Source organism: Treponema putidum (assembly GCF_000755145.1).
Taxonomy (GTDB): domain Bacteria; phylum Spirochaetota; class Spirochaetia; order Treponematales; family Treponemataceae; genus Treponema_B; species Treponema_B putidum.
In genome coordinates, this window is the sequence record NZ_CP009228.1 from 146,781 (window position 1) to 162,748 (window position 15,968).

At 41.1% G+C, this 15,968-nt stretch carries 10 protein-coding genes and 1 pseudogene; 7 read left to right on the plus strand and 4 right to left on the minus strand.

The window, feature by feature from the left end; translation table 11 throughout:
* Positions 1–2: 2 nt before the first annotated feature.
* On the minus strand, positions 3–2,867 hold the full coding sequence (gene uvrA, locus JO40_RS00660; RefSeq protein ID WP_044979645.1) for an excinuclease ABC subunit UvrA: 2,865 nt from the start codon (positions 2,865–2,867) through the stop codon (positions 3–5).
* A 100-nt stretch (positions 2,868–2,967) separates the two neighbouring features.
* Between uvrA and xseB the strand changes: the two genes are divergently transcribed.
* The 3 genes from xseB (at position 2,968) to JO40_RS00675 (ending at position 7,372) form a co-directional block, all read left to right on the plus strand.
* The gene (gene xseB / locus JO40_RS00665; protein ID WP_044977375.1) at positions 2,968–3,204 is read left to right on the plus strand and encodes an exodeoxyribonuclease VII small subunit; all 237 of its coding nucleotides are present in this window, start codon (positions 2,968–2,970) and stop codon (positions 3,202–3,204) included.
* 16 nt (positions 3,205–3,220) lie between these two features.
* On the plus strand, positions 3,221–5,029 hold the full coding sequence (gene mutL, locus JO40_RS00670) for a DNA mismatch repair endonuclease MutL (RefSeq protein WP_044977377.1): 1,809 nt from the start codon (positions 3,221–3,223) through the stop codon (positions 5,027–5,029).
* Between the two features lie 231 nt (positions 5,030–5,260).
* Complete coding sequence (locus JO40_RS00675; RefSeq protein WP_044977379.1) at positions 5,261–7,372, plus strand: methyl-accepting chemotaxis protein; 2,112 nt, start codon at positions 5,261–5,263, stop codon at positions 7,370–7,372.
* Between the two features lie 73 nt (positions 7,373–7,445).
* Here the strand turns inward: JO40_RS00675 and JO40_RS00680 are convergent, their stop codons facing one another.
* A complete protein-coding gene (locus JO40_RS00680; RefSeq protein ID WP_044977381.1) occupies positions 7,446–9,482 on the minus strand; it encodes a response regulator in 2,037 nt (678 codons plus the stop codon).
* Complete coding sequence (locus JO40_RS00685; protein WP_044977383.1) at positions 9,469–10,683, minus strand: response regulator; 1,215 nt, start codon at positions 10,681–10,683, stop codon at positions 9,469–9,471. The genes JO40_RS00680 and JO40_RS00685 overlap by 14 nt, the downstream gene beginning before the upstream one ends.
* 56 nt (positions 10,684–10,739) lie before the next feature.
* Here JO40_RS00685 and JO40_RS00690 point away from each other — a divergent pair, with 56 nt between their 5' ends.
* The 4 genes and pseudogenes from JO40_RS00690 to JO40_RS00705 all read left to right on the plus strand — a co-directional run bounded on the left by JO40_RS00690 (position 10,740) and on the right by JO40_RS00705 (position 15,210).
* On the plus strand, positions 10,740–11,294 hold the full coding sequence (locus JO40_RS00690) for a DJ-1 family glyoxalase III (RefSeq protein WP_044977384.1): 555 nt from the start codon (positions 10,740–10,742) through the stop codon (positions 11,292–11,294).
* The gene (locus JO40_RS00695) at positions 11,294–12,055 is read left to right on the plus strand and encodes a class I SAM-dependent methyltransferase (protein ID WP_044977386.1); all 762 of its coding nucleotides are present in this window, start codon (positions 11,294–11,296) and stop codon (positions 12,053–12,055) included. Before JO40_RS00690 ends, JO40_RS00695 begins: the two co-directional genes overlap by 1 nt.
* Positions 12,056–12,171: 116 nt before the next feature.
* Positions 12,172–13,392 (plus strand): hypothetical protein, encoded by a 1,221-nt coding sequence (locus JO40_RS00700; RefSeq protein ID WP_044977388.1) that lies wholly within the window; start codon positions 12,172–12,174, stop codon positions 13,390–13,392.
* Positions 13,392–15,210: pseudogene (locus JO40_RS00705) on the plus strand (DNA topoisomerase IV subunit B). The gene JO40_RS00700 and the pseudogene JO40_RS00705 overlap by 1 nt, the downstream one beginning before the upstream one ends.
* Here the strand turns inward: JO40_RS00705 and JO40_RS00710 are convergent.
* Positions 15,176–15,964 carry a tRNA threonylcarbamoyladenosine dehydratase gene (locus tag JO40_RS00710; protein WP_044977390.1) on the minus strand — a complete coding sequence of 263 codons (789 nt, stop codon included), beginning with the start codon at positions 15,962–15,964 and terminating at the stop codon, positions 15,176–15,178. The pseudogene JO40_RS00705 and the gene JO40_RS00710 sit on opposite strands and share 35 nt — an antisense overlap.
* Between the last annotated feature and the right edge of the window lie 4 nt (positions 15,965–15,968).

The window sequence follows — 15,968 nt, forward strand, 5'->3', positions numbered from 1 at the left end:
TCTTACCTGACTCTTTCAAGCATTTCCTTTATATAATATCCCGTATAGGACTTTTTTATCTTTGCTACTTCTTCAGGCGTTCCCTCGGCTATGATTTGTCCTCCGTTGGTTCCGCCTTCGGGGCCGAGGTCGATAATCTTATCGGCCTGTAAGATAACGTCAAGGTTGTGTTCAATCATAATGACGGTGTTTCCCTGATCTATGAGGCGATGAATAACCTGCATGAGCTGCTTGACATCTGCAAAGTGTAAGCCCGTTGTAGGCTCATCCAAAATGTAGAGGGTCTTGCCTGTAGAACGTTTGGCAAGTTCGTTTGCAAGTTTTACCCGCTGGGCTTCTCCGCCCGAAAGAGTAAGAGCCGATTGGCCTAACTTTATATAACCCAAACCGACCGATAAGAGGGTTTGAAGTTTTCGGGCAATGTGAGGAATGGGAGCAAAAAATTCCGAAGCTTCCTCGATGGTCATATCCAAAACATCGGCAATATTTTTTCCCTTATAGCGGACATCGAGGGTCTCCTTGTTAAACCTTTTCCCTCGGCAAACATCGCAGGCTATATAAACATCGGGCAAAAAGTTCATCTCGATTGTGAGGGTTCCGTCGCCCTGACAATGCTCGCACCTTCCGCCCCTTACATTAAACGAAAAGCGGCCGGGCTTATAACCTCTTGCCTTCGATTCGGGAAGGCTTGCAAACAAATCTCTTATCCCCGTAAAAACACCTACATAGGTTGCAGGGTTTGAGCGGGGTGTTCTCCCGATGGGGCTTTGATCGATATTGATAACCTTGTCTATGTGCTCAAGGCCGCTCAGTTTTTTATAGGCCCCTTCGGGAATAGAGGAGCGCATAATCTTATTTGAAACTGCCGGATACAGAACATCGGTTAAAAGGGTGGATTTTCCAGAACCCGAAACTCCGGTAATACAGGTAAAGGCCCCCAAAGGAATTTTTATAGAAACATCTTTTAGATTATGCTCACTCACCCCTGAAAGCTCCAAGGCATTTCCGTTACCCTTCCGCCTTTCTTTAGGAATATCCATTTTAAGCGTACCTGCAAGATATTGACCCGTTAAACTGTTTTTTACTTTTGAAACTTCATCAGGCGTACCTTGGGCCGTTATATTTCCCCCGTGAACGCCTGCACCCGGACCGAGGTCAACAATGTAGTCGGCCGTGCGGAGGGTTTGCTCGTCATGTTCTACAACGATGAGGGTATTCCCCAAATTACGCAAGTACAAAAGGGTATCAATCAGCCTTTGGTTATCCCTTTGATGAAGCCCTATCGAAGGCTCGTCTAAAATATAGAGAACGCCTATCAAGCTTGAACCTATCTGGGTCGCAAGCCTGATGCGTTGAGCCTCGCCGCCTGAAAGGGTTGCAGCCTTTCTTTCGAGGGTTAAATAGTCAAGACCGACATTTTTCATAAATTCCAAGCGGGCCTTAATTTCTTTTAAAATCTGAAAGGCTATGTGTTCTTCCGTTTCGGTTAACTTCAATTTTTCAAAGAAATCGATAGAATCCCCTACGGAAAGGCAGGTAAGCTCATGAATGTTTTTATTGCCCACGGTTACTGCCAACACTTCGGGCTTAAGCCTCATTCCTCCGCAGGTTTTGCAGGGCTTTATCGACATAAACTTTTCATAATATTCTCTGATAGAAGCCGAGTAGGATTCGTTATATTTCCGGTTCATGTCGGCCATTATGCCCGGCCAAGGGCGGTTATAAGAATATTTCCCCGATCCGCTTTTAGCCGTATAAGAAAACTGAATCTTCGTATCGCCCGATCCATCCCAAATGATGGTCTGTATTTTTTTGGGGAGCTTGTTCAATGGCGTATCAAGAGAAAAATCGAATTGGGCGGCGAGGGCTTCAAAGCGCACCCTGTTCCAATCGGATTCGGGATTATACGGAACGAAAACGCCCTCATTAAACGAAAGACTCTTATCGGGGGCTATCAGGTCTTGGTCAAAGTGCTGAGTCATTCCGAGTCCCGTACATTCGGGGCAGGCCCCTATCGGGTTATTAAAAGAAAAAAGGCGGGGCTGCAATTCGGGCATCGAAATACCGCAATCAGAACAGGCATTTTTTTGCGAAAAGAAAACCTCGGTTACGGGAGAATCCTTATCGTCCTGCCTTGTAGCAAGCAGGGTTCCGCCGGAACTTTCCAAGGCTGTTTCCACCGATTCCGAAAGGCGTTTCCGCACATCCTTCGACAGCTGAATTCTGTCTACGATTATTTCGATTGTGTGTTTTTTTTGTTTATCGAGCTTTACCCCGTCTTCGAGGTTTACAAGAAGGCCGTCTATACGGGCACGCACAAAACCGGCGGCGATAGCATCACTCACTATCTTTTGGTGTTCTCCCTTTTTTCCCTTTATAATGGGAGCGAGAATTTGAACGCGGGTTCCTTCCGGCCAGCTCATAATCGTGTCTATAATCTGGTCAACCGTCTGCTCATTAATTTCTTTTCCGCAAGAAGGACAGTGGGCATGTCCTATACGGGCAAAAAGGAGGCGGTAATAGTCATAGATTTCGGTAACCGTTCCGACAGTGGAGCGGGGATTGCGGTGAGTGGTTTTTTGTTCGATAGAAATAGCAGGCGAAAGCCCCTCGATGTAGTCTACATCGGGCTTATCCATTCTGCCTAAAAACTGCCTCGCATAGGCCGAAAGAGATTCGACATAACGGCGCTGTCCTTCGGCAAAGATGGTGTCAAAGGCGAGGGAACTTTTTCCCGATCCTGAAAGGCCTGATATAACGATGAGCTTATCTCGCGGAAGCTCCACATCAATGTTCTTTAAATTATGTTCACGGGCACCCTTTACGATGAGCTTATTTATATGCCCGTCCTGATTTCGGTTTTTCATAAGAGAAGCATTATACACAAAAAATGAGGTTTTGGGAAGATGACGATTGGGCATTGACCCTTCACTTGACCCTCGTCAAAAAAAAGGATAGTATTTATCTATGAAAAAATTTGAAGAAAGATTGGAAAGACTTGAAAAGATAAGCGATGACATACGTTCCTCCGATATTCCTTTAGAAAAAGCCCTCTCCCTCTTTGAAGAAGGGATAAAACTTGCCAAGGGGCTTGAAAAAGATATTGAAAAAATGGAAGGAAAAATTCAAATATTAGTAAATCAGCCCGTACTGCCTGAAGAAGAGCCGGAACTCGATTTGTTCGCAGGAACGGGCGAGGATTAAATTTAAGGAAATCGGCATGAGAGAATATAAACCCGTAAAACTCTTATCAAAAGAAACCGCAAGCAAAATAGCTGCCGGAGAAGTTATCGAACGGCCGGCTTCCGTCGTGCGGGAACTATTGGATAACTCGATAGATGCGGGAGCTTCTCAAATAATAGTAGAAATCGAAGAAGGCGGAATAAATAGAATCAGAGTAAGCGATGACGGATGCGGTATGACAAAGGAAGACCTGGAGCTTTGTACCCATACTCATTCGACAAGTAAGATAGACCAAGCCGAAGACCTGCTTCACTTGCAAAGTTTAGGCTTTAGAGGTGAAGCCCTTTCATCGGTACAGGCTGTCAGCTCTCTTGAGATTACCTCTACCCGTGAAGGCCCCGCTGCTTGGAAACTTTCCTTGGGGAAGGTTTTTCCTGCCCGTTTAAATAAGGGCACAACGGTCGAAGTTAAAAATCTTTTTGAAAACTTCCCTGCCCGTAAGAAATTTTTAAAACGCCCCCAATATGAGGCTTCTCAATGCCGTCAAACTTTTATCGAAAAAGCCCTCCCCCACTACAAAATTGAAATGCGTTATATAGCAGACGGAATAAATAAGCTCATTCTTCCGGCTCACTCTTCCTTAAAAGAACGATGCCTTGCAGCCATGAGCTTTAAGGAACCGGAAGAACTTTTTTACGAGATAAACCAAGAAGGGGACGGCTTTTCTTTTACAGCCGTTTTAGGAAGCCCCGCAGTTGTCCGCTCAGATAAACGTAATATCTACATCTTTGTAAACGGAAGGCGGATAAACGAGTACGGCCTTGTTCAAGCTATTTGCTACGGATCGGAAGGCTATTTTCCCAACGGGGGTTTCCCGGCAGCCTTTGTTTTTTTAAATGTAGAACCCGAAAGAGTCGACTTCAATATTCACCCTGCAAAAAAAGAAGCAAAATTCGAGGACTATAAAGAAATCCATCACAGCCTAAGTTCGACTATAAGCAGCTTTTATAAACAAAAAACCGTTTCCGAGCTTTTGAAGGAAAGCTATCAGCCGGAATGTACGCCCGATTTGGGTTTTGAAAAAGAAGAATTCGAGGCTGCCGATTTAAACCGAATTTACGAAAAAAATTACCGGCAAATCAATACGGAACAATATAGTCCCGGCAATGCAAAACCCTATTGGCCGGCATCCCCGATAAAGCAAATCGGAGCGTCGGCGGCCGGTAATTATCAGCCGGCGGCCGTTCATGGAGTACAGGCTGTCCCCCATGATGTGCAGGCAGCCCCTCTTGACCTTCCTAAAGCCGACTTTAAATTTTTAGGCCAATTTTGCGGCACCTTTATCGCCGTCGAAAAAAACAACGCCCTATATATAATCGACCAGCACGCCGCCCACGAACGCATTCTTTTTGAAGACTTAAAAAAAAGCCTAGGCCCCTCTCAGGAACTTTTAATTCCATACCGTATCGAAACGGAATCCGAAAAAGATGATGAAATTATAAGACTAAACCTTCAAGAACTTCAAAAAGCCGGCTTTAAGATGAGCGAAGAAAAAAAAGGGCTTTGGATTATAAGAGCTGTTCCAATAAGGTGGCACGGCACAGAGAAGGACTTAAAAGAAGACCTTGCAGGTGCGGGAAAGGATCCTTCGGGACTCATGCACCACATTCTTGCAAGCTCGGCCTGCCGTGCAGCCTGTAAGGATGGAGACATAATTGACCCCGTTTCCGCATACAATATTGCAGCCAAAACTTTCGCCCTCCCCGAACCGCTCTGCCCCCACGGCCGCCCACTCTATTTTATAATCGACCGCACCGAACTTTTTAAGCGGATAAAACGAACCTAATCTTGATACACTTAATAAGCCCTCTTGACAAAGATTTAGAATATCATGTATAAGGTAATTCATTTCCACATTTAAAAAAATCTTTTTAGGCCGGTCTTTATATATCAATGATTTGTGAGATTTATTAAAATATACAAGTAAATTTGAGAAAGATCGGTAAACGTAGATAATCCTTTAAAACTGAAGTTTTAGAGGGCTAATAAACAAATTTTATTTTAAGGAGTTATCAAAATGGCAAAAAAAAGCGTATTTTCAAAACGATTTTCAATGAAAAAGAAGCTGGTTATAATCTTCGGTTTGTTAATTATGGCAGCAGGATTTGTAGAGGGCATTTTTGCTATACACACAGCTCGTAAGGCGGTAACGGAAAAGGTCGAAACACATCTGATTGACAAGGCAAAAGACACGGCAGAAATTGTCGATGGGCGTATTTCAACATTCCTTCAACTTCTTGAGGGCATCGCAAAAGAGCCGATTTTAAAAGACCCGACAGTATCCTATCATGAAAAGGTAGATTATTTGCAAAGTGAGACTGATTCTAATGAAAAAATCGAACAGCTTAACTTATACGGACTTTCCGGTGTGCGTACGGACGGCGATGGAACAGTCGTAGATGTGCATGACAGAGATTGGTTTAAGGCAGCATCTGCAGGTAATAAATTTATTTCAGAGCCCATCCTTTCCCGGTCTTTAAATAAAGTCGTCATTATATTTGCACTCCCATTGTATGATAATAACAAAAACAAGCTCGGTGTATTAAACTGCGTTGTCGATGCAAAGCACCTTTCAAATATTATTTCCGATATTGTCGTCGGTAAAACGGGCTTCTGCTATATTTTGGGACTTACAGGAACTACCATTGCAACAAAAGACTTTGAAATTGTTGAAAGAATGGAAAATGTCGAGCATGAGGCAAAGAGCAATCCCAAATTTACCTCTCTTGCTGCTTTTACAAAAGTGGCTGTAAAAAACAATAAGCCGTCAGTAGAGTTTTATGAATACAACGGCATACGTAAGATATCCTCATATGCAAAGATGAAAACAACCGGCTGGACAGTTATAATTAATGCACCCGTAAATGAATTTATGGGAACGGTAAACACCTTACGCACTTCACTGATTGGCATCGGTATAATAATTTTTCTGGCTGCTCAGTTAATTGCCTTTTTTATAGCCCGCACCATAGTAAGCCCGATTAGAATAGCAGTTTCGGCCTTACAAAATATTTCGCAAGGTGAAGGAGACTTGACCGCTTGTCTTCCTATACGAGGTAACGATGAGATTACGGACTTATCCGAATATTTTAATAAAACTATTTCAAAGATAGGCTCGTCTATCAAAACCGTCGGAGCAAGCAGTGAAGAAATGACAAACATAGGCAGCGAGCTTGCCTCGAACATGACCGAAACCGCCAGTGCCGTGCATCAGATAAGTGCGAACATAGAAAGTGTAAAACAACAGGCCTTGACTCAGGCCGCAAGCGTTACCAAAACGGCATCAACAATCGGAGAGATTATACGCACTATAAATCAGCTTAACGGAAGTATCGAAAATCAGGCGGCGAGTGTTGCACAATCTTCTTCAGCGATCGAGCAGATGGTCGGGAACATAACTTCCATCACACAGACTCTCAGCAAAACCGATGATGTCATAAAAACCCTTGCAGATGCTACTGCCGACGGTAAAGAAACAATAGTTAATTCAAACTCAGTTACACAAAAGATAGCTGAAGAATCCGGCAGTCTTTTGGAAGCCTCAAGCGTTATTCAGCACATTGCAAGTCAGACAAACCTCTTGGCGATGAATGCTGCAATAGAAGCAGCCCACGCAGGCGAAGCAGGTAAAGGATTTGCCGTTGTGGCAGATGAAATCCGAAAACTTGCAGAAGAGTCCAGTATTCAGGGAAAAAATATTACCTCCACCCTCAAAATTCTTTCAGGCGAGATTGAAACTCTTTCAACCTCTTCAAAAACAGTAGAGGAGAAGTTCAACACTATTTTTGCTCTTTCGGAACAAGTAAAAACAATGAGCCAAAATCTAACTAACGCTATGCGTGAACAGGAGAACGGCAGCAAGGAAGTGTTGTCGGCAATACGTGATATAAACATGGTAACCAATCAGGTAAACGACGGTTCCGCCGAGATGCTGAGAGGCGGAGAAAATGTAGCCCAAGAAATGCAAAAACTTGATGAGCTTACCCGCATAATTACCGACAGTATGAACGAAATGGCTTCCGGTGCCGTACAAATCAGCAATGCCGTACAGGAAGTAAATGATATCAGTCAAAAGAATAAGGCCAGCATTCAAAACCTTGCAGAAGAAGTTGGAAAATTTAAAGTGTAGGCCTTTTACAAGATTTGAGTAAACCTCTAGGTAAACCTCTAAAAACTTCGGTTTTTTAGAGGTTTACCTTAGATTAAATTTGCGATTTATAATGCTTTTTGACCATTTCAAAGAGCTGCTTTTTGTTAAAGGGCTTTTTTATTATATCGTTTAATCCCATAGATTCGCATAGGCTTCTTTCATTGTCTTGTGAGCCTGCCGTACATGCAATAATAGGTTTTAAATACCTTTTATTACGCAAAATTTGTGTAGCTTCATATCCGTTGATGCCCGGCATCTGGATGTCCATAAAGATAATATCAAAGTCTTCGCTTGATGCCATATCTATAGCATGTTCACCGTCATTTGCCGTATCTACTGTACAGTTGGCTTTTTCCAAAATAAGCTTTAATAATTTTTGATTTACGGGATGGTCGTCGACAACTAAAACCTTACAGCCGGAAAAGTCATCTTCATCCGAAGTATGTGAGGTTTCAGGCCTTTGACTTTTCTCCCCTGCTTCAAGGGGCTCAAGCTCCGAAATGTCGTCTTTTCCTAAAGTTATTGCTGATTTACGATAGAGTTCGTTTAGCAGATGAAAAACAATTCTTATCTTTACAGGTTTGTAAAGATATCCGTCAAACCATTCCAAAAGTTTCATCTTTGCGTCCTGTCCGAGGCTGCCTTCGGGAATCATCAAAAAGAGTTTTGAGCCTGAAAGATGTTCGTCATTGTGAATTTCCGCTCCCAGCCGCCATCCGTCCATTTTCGGCATAACCATATCTATGAATACCACATTGAAAGGGGTTTTATGTTCGGCTGCCGTTTTCATAATTTCGATTGCCTGCTCACCGGAGCTTACCAAGTTTATATCTTCAAAACCGAATTTAAAAAGCATTCTCTTTAAAATCGAGCGGGTTTGCGAATTATCATCGACTATTAAAAATCTGGTATTCTTGTCAAGTAATATATTTTCATGGGGAGCTTTTTTCTTTGAAGGTATCAAGGGAATCTTAAACCAAAAGACCGAACCGGCGGGAATATTATCTTTTATTCCTATTTTGCCCTTCATCATAGTTATAATATTTTTAGAAATTGCCAAGCCTAATCCCGTACCTCCGTACTTTCTATTGATAGAGGCATTTCCTTGATAAAAAGAATTGAATATTTTCGATTTTTGTTCTGCATCTACTCCTATTCCCGTATCTGCAACTTCAAAAAGAATGGAGAGCCGTTTTTCCTTATCGGTATTGTTTGGGTTGCCTTCAAGAACAACCTTTACCGAAACCGAAACATAACCTTTTTCAGTAAATTTAACTGCATTTTTTACGAAGTTTAAAAGAACCTGCTGCAGCCTTGACGGATCGCCGTATATAAAATCGGGTATCTTATCGCTTATGTCTACTACGATTTCCAGCCCTTTTTTGTGGGCTTCCATCGAAATTAAATCTACGGTTTGTTCAACAGAGTCGGTCAGATTAAAAACCGTTTTTTCCATTGTCATATTTCCGCTTTCAAGTTTTGAAAAATCCAAAATATCGTTTACGAGTGCAAGCAAAACTTCAGCACTAAAATTGACTTGGCGGGTATATTCACTTTGTTCCTCATCTAGGTTTGTATCTTTTATAAGCTCCATCATGCCTATTATAGTCTGGATAGGGGTTCTTATTTCATGGCTTACATTGGCTAAAAAAAGGCTCCTCATACTGTTTGCTTTTTCGGCATCCTGTTTTGCAATTATCAAAAATTGTTCTTTTAGTTTTTGTTTGGTAATGTCATCGATAGTTACAAAAAAAGTGCCGTCATCTTGTTGATTAAAGCTGAACTTTAAAGTAGTTTTATCGGAAAGGCTTGAAGGACTATCGAATTTGGCCTCAAAATCTGCTGTTTTGGAATTGTTTTTTATAAATACTGAAAGCCGGATATAGTCCTCTTCAGATAAAACTTTTTTTAAATAATCGTATATTTGTACCTTTGTATTTTTAATCAAGTAGTCGGGTAAAAGTCTTTCGGCTTCAGGGCTCCAAAACAAAGGAATATACTCAGACGAAAAAATTATATAGGCTATGTTTGATGAGGTTAAATATTTTCCCAACCGAAAATTTGAAATACTTTTATTAAAGAGAGGCACCTAAGACTTCCTCCATCTTGCGTAAAACCGTTTCTTTTTTTATAGGTTTTAGTATGTATCTTTTAGCCCCTTTTTCCAGGGCCTTAATAACCGTATCTCTCTGAGTTACGGAAGACAGAATAACAAAAGGCACTGTTATGCCTTTCTTTTTTGCTTCAATTAAAACATCGATGCCGCTCATTCCGGGCATAATCATATCCAAAAAAATAACATCATAAGCGTCATTTTGTATTTTATTTAAAAAATCTTCTCCGTTTTCAAATAGAGCTACTTCGGCATTTAAGCCCGAAAAAATAGCCGTCATCATTTTACGGACTACTAAATCATCGTCTACTACAGCTATGGAAAGACTTTCGGCCGTGTCTAGTTTAAAACGGGTTTCAAGATTGCCTATGTTTTCATTGCGCTCATTATCGGCATTAAGCATTGTTTGAGCTACAGCTCTCTTATCCTCGCTTGTCTGTAAAAGAGCCGAAAGGGCTTGAGCGAGACTTCCTACAACTTCAATCATATTATAGTCGGGATTTTGCGAAAAGAAGTCTTTTACAAATTGATTTAAGGTAAGAAGTTTTACATTTTTAGGAGAAACTACCTTTACAGCTAGGATATTATCTATCAAATATTCCAAGTTAGCGGTATCGGCATAGGTTAAATTTAAATCTGTCAATATAATTAAAATTTTAGCTTCGGTAAGTTTATAGGACTCGATGAGTTCTATAATCCTAAATTGAAGGAGCTCAAGTTTATCTCTGTTAAGGCCTTGCGCCAATTCTATAAATATAACATCCTCATTTACCCGCGTTTCCAAGATACAGGGTGTGGGATCTATGGGAAATGTTGTTCCTAAAATTATGCCTATTGAGGATAAAAGTTCATCAACTCTTACAGGCTTTGAAATTACCTTTTTTACTCCGTATGAGGCCAATAAAGCTATGTCAACTTTGGCTATTTTTCTTCCCAATACTATTGACGGTATTCCTGCAAGGGTTGGAGCTTTTTGTTTTTCTGCAAAAAAATTAAACAAGACATCTCTGCTGAAACTATAGTCTATTATTATAAGCATTACAGGCTGCTGCTTCATAATATTCATGGCTTCTATGACTGTTTCAACATATATTACAAAAATACCTACTTCTTGTAATTTTTTTGTAATATAATAGCGTAAAGTAGGGGCTATCCCTATCAATAAAACTTGTTTCATGCTATCATTATACCATATTAGAACAATATTATCTAGTTGTAAATTTGGAGGAATAAATGAAAAAAGCTTTTTTATTTTTAGCAAACGGATTTGAAGATGTTGAAGCCCTTACACCTATAGATTATTTAAGAAGAGCCGGAATAAATTTGATTACGGTTGGTGTTGAAGGCAAAATCGTAATTTCATCTCATAAGGTTCCTATAACCTGCGATATTGTGTTGGAAGAAGCCTTGCAGATGGATGGCGATTTGATTGCCGTAATCCTTCCAGGCGGCCTTCCTAACAGCAGTACTCTTGCCGGAACGGAAGCCGTTAAAGATTTTGCAAAAAAGACTCTTGCAAGCGGAGGAATCGTCGCTGCAATCTGTGCGGCTCCTGCCCTTGCTCTAGGTTCTTGGGGTTTGTTGGAAGGAAAGAACTATACCTGCTATCCCGGTATGGGGCAGGATTTGAGTACAAAACCAAAGGCCGGCGAAAGGGTTATAAGAGACGGAAATATAATAACGGCCTGTGCAGCAGGAGCTGCAGAAGAATTTGCCTTTGCAATTGTAGAAGCTATTTGTGGAAAAACCGCATTAAATAAACTTAAAGCCGAGGTGGTAGCGCGATAATGGAAAAACTTTCAGATTGGTTTGAAAACGAAACGTTTTGGGCTGAATATGCTCCGATTATGTTTGACACGCAAAGGTGGGCTGAAGCTCCTGCCGTTGCGGAATCCGTTTTAAGGATAATCGGCGTTCCTGTAGATAATGCCGGAATTTCAATCTTGGATGCAGGCTGCGGCCCCGGAAGGATTGCCATTGAGCTTGCAATACGCAAGGCCCGTGTTACAGGCATCGATTTAATCCGCCCCTTCTTAAATGCAGCTATGGATTCTGCTCAAGATGAAAATGTAGAAATAGAGCTGATTCAGGGAGACTTGCGCAAATTCGTCCGGCCTGAAGCCTTTGATGCGGCTATAAGTATGTATACGAGTTTCGGGTATTGCAGCACAATCGAAGAAGATATGCAAATCCTAAAAAACATAGCCCAATCCATAAAACCGAACGGCTGGTTCATTCTCGAAATGACGGGACGTGAAATTGCTGTGCGGGATTTTACCGAAGGTGAATGGTTTGAACGGGGCGGTTTTACCGTCTTAACCGAATATTCCGTCGAAGGAGCTTGGGAAGGTTTACGTTCCCGCTGGATACTTTATGATGAGCAGGGCAGAAAGGCAGACCACACCTATGTCCAGCGCCTTTATTCTGCCGTCGAGTTAAAAAGACTGATGCTTGCAGCAGGCTTTTCTTCGGTAGAAATATACGGAGACTTCGATTTTTCGCCCTATAATGAAAAGGCAAGAACGATGGTGCTCATAGCGAGAAAGTAGCTTAATTTCTTTTTCATAGAAATAGTTTTTTAATTTAAATCTCTTTATCCCTGTGTCAGTTTATGACAGTTTATAGTGCTATTGTCAAGAAACAAATAAAGGGTTACAATAGAAGAATGAATAATAGCAATAAAACAATACCGATTCTTTTAAAAGAATTAAAAGACTTTGAGTCAAAACTTGTGGAAGCTTATAAACAGCTTGGAAATAAACTTCTTAAAGATGCAGCCGATCCTGTAAAGCAAAACAATACCGTTTCACAGGATAATCTGGTTCAATGGCAAAGACTGCACGATGAAAGAAAGTTTTGTACCGAAAGCATCTTGGACATAAAAAATAACAATACCCGTCTTTCCGAATTGGACGGTTTTAAAAAACAAATAAAGGATAGGCTTTCAGATACAAAAAAAGAGATTGAAAAAATAAAAGGGGATTTTTTACTCAAACTCTACAAGGACTTTTTACCCCAATGTGCTGCCCTTTTTACGCCTCTATCTGACGAAATACACACGGAAGAAGCAAAAATACACGAAACTCAAGAAAAAATAGAAGCCCTAAATGCTGAAAAAAAAGAAGCTAACTTTTTTGTCAAACTCGGCCTTTCGGGAAAAATTACATCCCATGAATTAAAGGTAAAAAATTCCGAAAAAAAGATCAAAAACATCTTAACAAAATCGGCTATAGACCTTAAAACTTCTCAAGAAGTAAAAGCTCTTTATGATGAAGATAAACTTTCACCCGAGCTTAAAAAAACTTACGAGGAAATTTTAAAATTGGGTATGGATTTGACGGACTCGGAAGACCGCCTTAAAATGATAGAAGAAGAAGCCGGTTTTGTTACCAAAAAACTAGCCGATTCCGGAGCCGACAAAAATTCAAAAAAACGTATCGACAATTTTTCAAACAGAATAAAAGAAATAGATGAACACATAGATTCAATCCTTTACTCCGCCGGAATAAAATATGCAGATAAGTTTTATTCAGCTGAAGGAGAATCGGCTCTGGGAGGAGAAGTATCGGATGAGGCTCTTGGAAAATATGCGGATTACCTGAAAAAAACCGGAGATTACCGAAAAGAAATAACAAAAATAAAATACAATATAGAATTCTGTGAAGTTATGCAAAAAATAAAGGCCGAAGAAAATAGAATTCAAAACTTAAACCGTACAATAAACAATTCCGAAAATGCAATTAAGGAAGCCGAAAAGAAAATAAGGGAATCCGAAGCTGCAATTAAAACAGCCGAAAACAAAATAACAGATTTGCAAGACTATGCTCTGACCTTAAAAAATAAATTTTCGGATCAAACAACCGATTCAGGCTCGGAGGAAGAATAATGGCTGCAAAAAAGGCTGTTTATGATGAGTCCAAAATAAAGACTTTGAGCTCCCTTGAACACATCCGTTTAAGGACGGGCATGTACATAGGCCGCTTAGGCGACGGTTCAAATCCCGATGACGGAATTTACATCCTAGTAAAAGAGGTAATCGACAACTCTATAGACGAATTTATAATGGGGAACGGTTCCCGCATAGATATTCAACAAGAAGGAAACAAGATAACGGTCAGAGACTTCGGGCGGGGAATCCCTTTAGGAAAATTGGTAGAATGTGTTTCGGTTATAAACACGGGTGCAAAATATAACGATGATGTCTTTCAGTTTTCGGTCGGTCTAAACGGGGTCGGAACAAAGGCTGTCAATGCCCTTTCCGAATATTTTAGGGTTGTAGCCGTGCGGGACGGTAAATATGCCGAAGCAATCTTTGAAAGAGGAAACCTCGTAAGCGAAAAAAACGGAAACACAAAGCCCGGTATCAAAAACGGCACCCTAGTGGAATTCATTCCCGATACAAAAATTTTTGGGGATTATAAATTCAATTTGGATTTTATCGAAAAACGGATTTGGAACTATGCTTATTTAAACTCCGGCCTTACCTTGAGTTTTAACGGAAAACTTTTTAAATCCGAAAACGGCCTTTTGGACTTGCTTGAATCCAATGTAGGAACTTCCACAATTTATGAAGTCTGCCGGTTCAAAGAAAAACAGCTTGAGTTTGCTTTTTCGCACACAAACAATTACGGCGAAACCTATTATTCATTTGTAAACGGGCAATACACCTCAGACGGCGGTACCCACCTTTCGGCCTTTAAAGAAGGCTTGTTAAAGGGCATCAACGAATATTTTAGAAAAAACTATAAAAGCGAAGACGTCCGTGAAGGAACCTGTGCTGCCGTTTCTGTAAAGATCCAAGCTCCTGTATTCGAGAGCCAGACAAAGAACAAACTCGGCAATACCGAAGTACGCTCTTGGATAGTCAACGATACAAAGTCGGCAGTTGTAGAATGGCTGCAAAAAAAATGCGGACTCTGCGGCACAACTTGAAAGCAAGATAATTGCCAATGAAAAACTCCGCACCGAGCTCAACACGGTAAAAAAAGAAGCAAAGGCAGCAGCAAAAAAAATTGCCATAAAGATTCCGAAATTAAAGGACTGCAAATTCCATTTAGGAGACGGAAAATTCGGTGAAGACACCATGATCTTTATCACCGAAGGAGACTCGGCTACGGGAGCAATGGTTTCAAGCAGGGATGTTTTAACGCAGGCAATTTTTTCTCTTCGCGGAAAGCCTGAAAACATGTATGGTAAAAAACGGGCTCAGATATACAAAAATGCAGAGCTTTATAATATGATGATGGCACTAGGCATCGAAAACGATATTGAAGGCCTACGGTACTCAAAGATTGTAATAGCAACGGATGCGGATAATGACGGCTTTCATATACGTAACCTGCTTTTAACCTTCTTTTTAAGCTATTTTGAAGAACTGGTTACCTCAGGCAGGGTTCATATCTTGGAAACTCCCCTATTCAGAGTACGCACCAAAAAAGAGACAAGCTATTGTTATTCCGAAAAGGAAAGAGATGAGGCCGTAAGCCGACTTGGAACTTCTTCCGAAATTACCCGCTTTAAGGGTTTGGGAGAAATAAGCCCCAAAGAATTCGGGCAATTTATTGGGCAGGATATAAAACTCCTCCCTGTAACGGTTCAAACCCTAAAAAAGGTGCCTTCAATTTTGGAATTTTATATGGGCAAGAATACCCCCGAACGCCGCAAATTTATTATGAAAAATCTTCTGGCCGAGATAGATGCTTAATCACCTCTCCGGCTATTAAAAGACCGGCGATTGAGGGCACCCATGCAGCCGAGGCCGGAGGGTTTTGTTTTACTGTACATTCGGTTTTGGAATAAAGCACTTTCAAATGCTTAACATTTCTTTTTTTTAACTCGGCACGCATTACCTTACAAAGAGGACAGACGCTCGTTTTGTAAATATCTGCAAATTCAAAGTCGGCATCTAAGCGGTTTCCGCAGCCCATCGCCGAAATAAGAGGTACCTTATTTTTTTCGGCCTCAGCTGCAAGAAAAAGTTTTAGGGCTATTGTATCGACAGCATCAATTATAAAATCTATCCTTTTAAAAAAATCTTCACCTAAGATTTTATAAAAACTATCCGGCAGGACAAAGGAATTTATAGCTTCAATTTGACATTCCGGACTTATATCGGCAATACGTTCCTTTGCAACTTCGGTCTTAAATTTTCCGATGGTAGAATAAAGGGCATAAAGCTGACGGTTGATATTGCTTTCTTCTATCCTGTCTCCGTCAATCAAAATAAGCCGCCCTGCCCGTCTTCGGGCCGCCTCGTTCCGGGAAGCCCCGTTTCGGGCGGCACGGCTTTGGACCGTCCCATTCCGGACCGCCCCGTTTTGGGCAACCCCGCTTCGGGCAAGAGCCTCGGCAGTATAACTTCCTACGCCTCCCAGACCGAAAACCGCAATCCGTGCATCTGCAATCTTTTTTAAATTGTCAGAACCTAAAAGAGGCTCAAACCTCGATAAAAAACTCATAGCC

Excerpts from the sequence above, each read along its gene's own strand:
- uvrA (WP_044979645.1), bottom strand. The coding sequence starts at position 2,867 with ATGAAAAACCGAAATCAGGACGGGCATATAAATAAGCTCATCGTAAAG.
- xseB (WP_044977375.1), top strand. The coding sequence starts at position 2,968 with ATGAAAAAATTTGAAGAAAGATTGGAAAGACTTGAAAAGATAAGCGAT.
- mutL (WP_044977377.1), top strand. The coding sequence starts at position 3,221 with ATGAGAGAATATAAACCCGTAAAACTCTTATCAAAAGAAACCGCAAGC.
- JO40_RS00675 (WP_044977379.1), top strand. The coding sequence starts at position 5,261 with ATGGCAAAAAAAAGCGTATTTTCAAAACGATTTTCAATGAAAAAGAAG.
- JO40_RS00685 (WP_044977383.1), bottom strand. The coding sequence starts at position 10,683 with ATGAAACAAGTTTTATTGATAGGGATAGCCCCTACTTTACGCTATTAT.
- JO40_RS00690 (WP_044977384.1), top strand. The coding sequence starts at position 10,740 with ATGAAAAAAGCTTTTTTATTTTTAGCAAACGGATTTGAAGATGTTGAA.
- JO40_RS00695 (WP_044977386.1), top strand. The coding sequence starts at position 11,294 with ATGGAAAAACTTTCAGATTGGTTTGAAAACGAAACGTTTTGGGCTGAA.
- JO40_RS00700 (WP_044977388.1), top strand. The coding sequence starts at position 12,172 with ATGAATAATAGCAATAAAACAATACCGATTCTTTTAAAAGAATTAAAA.
- JO40_RS00710 (WP_044977390.1), bottom strand. The coding sequence starts at position 15,964 with ATGAGTTTTTTATCGAGGTTTGAGCCTCTTTTAGGTTCTGACAATTTA.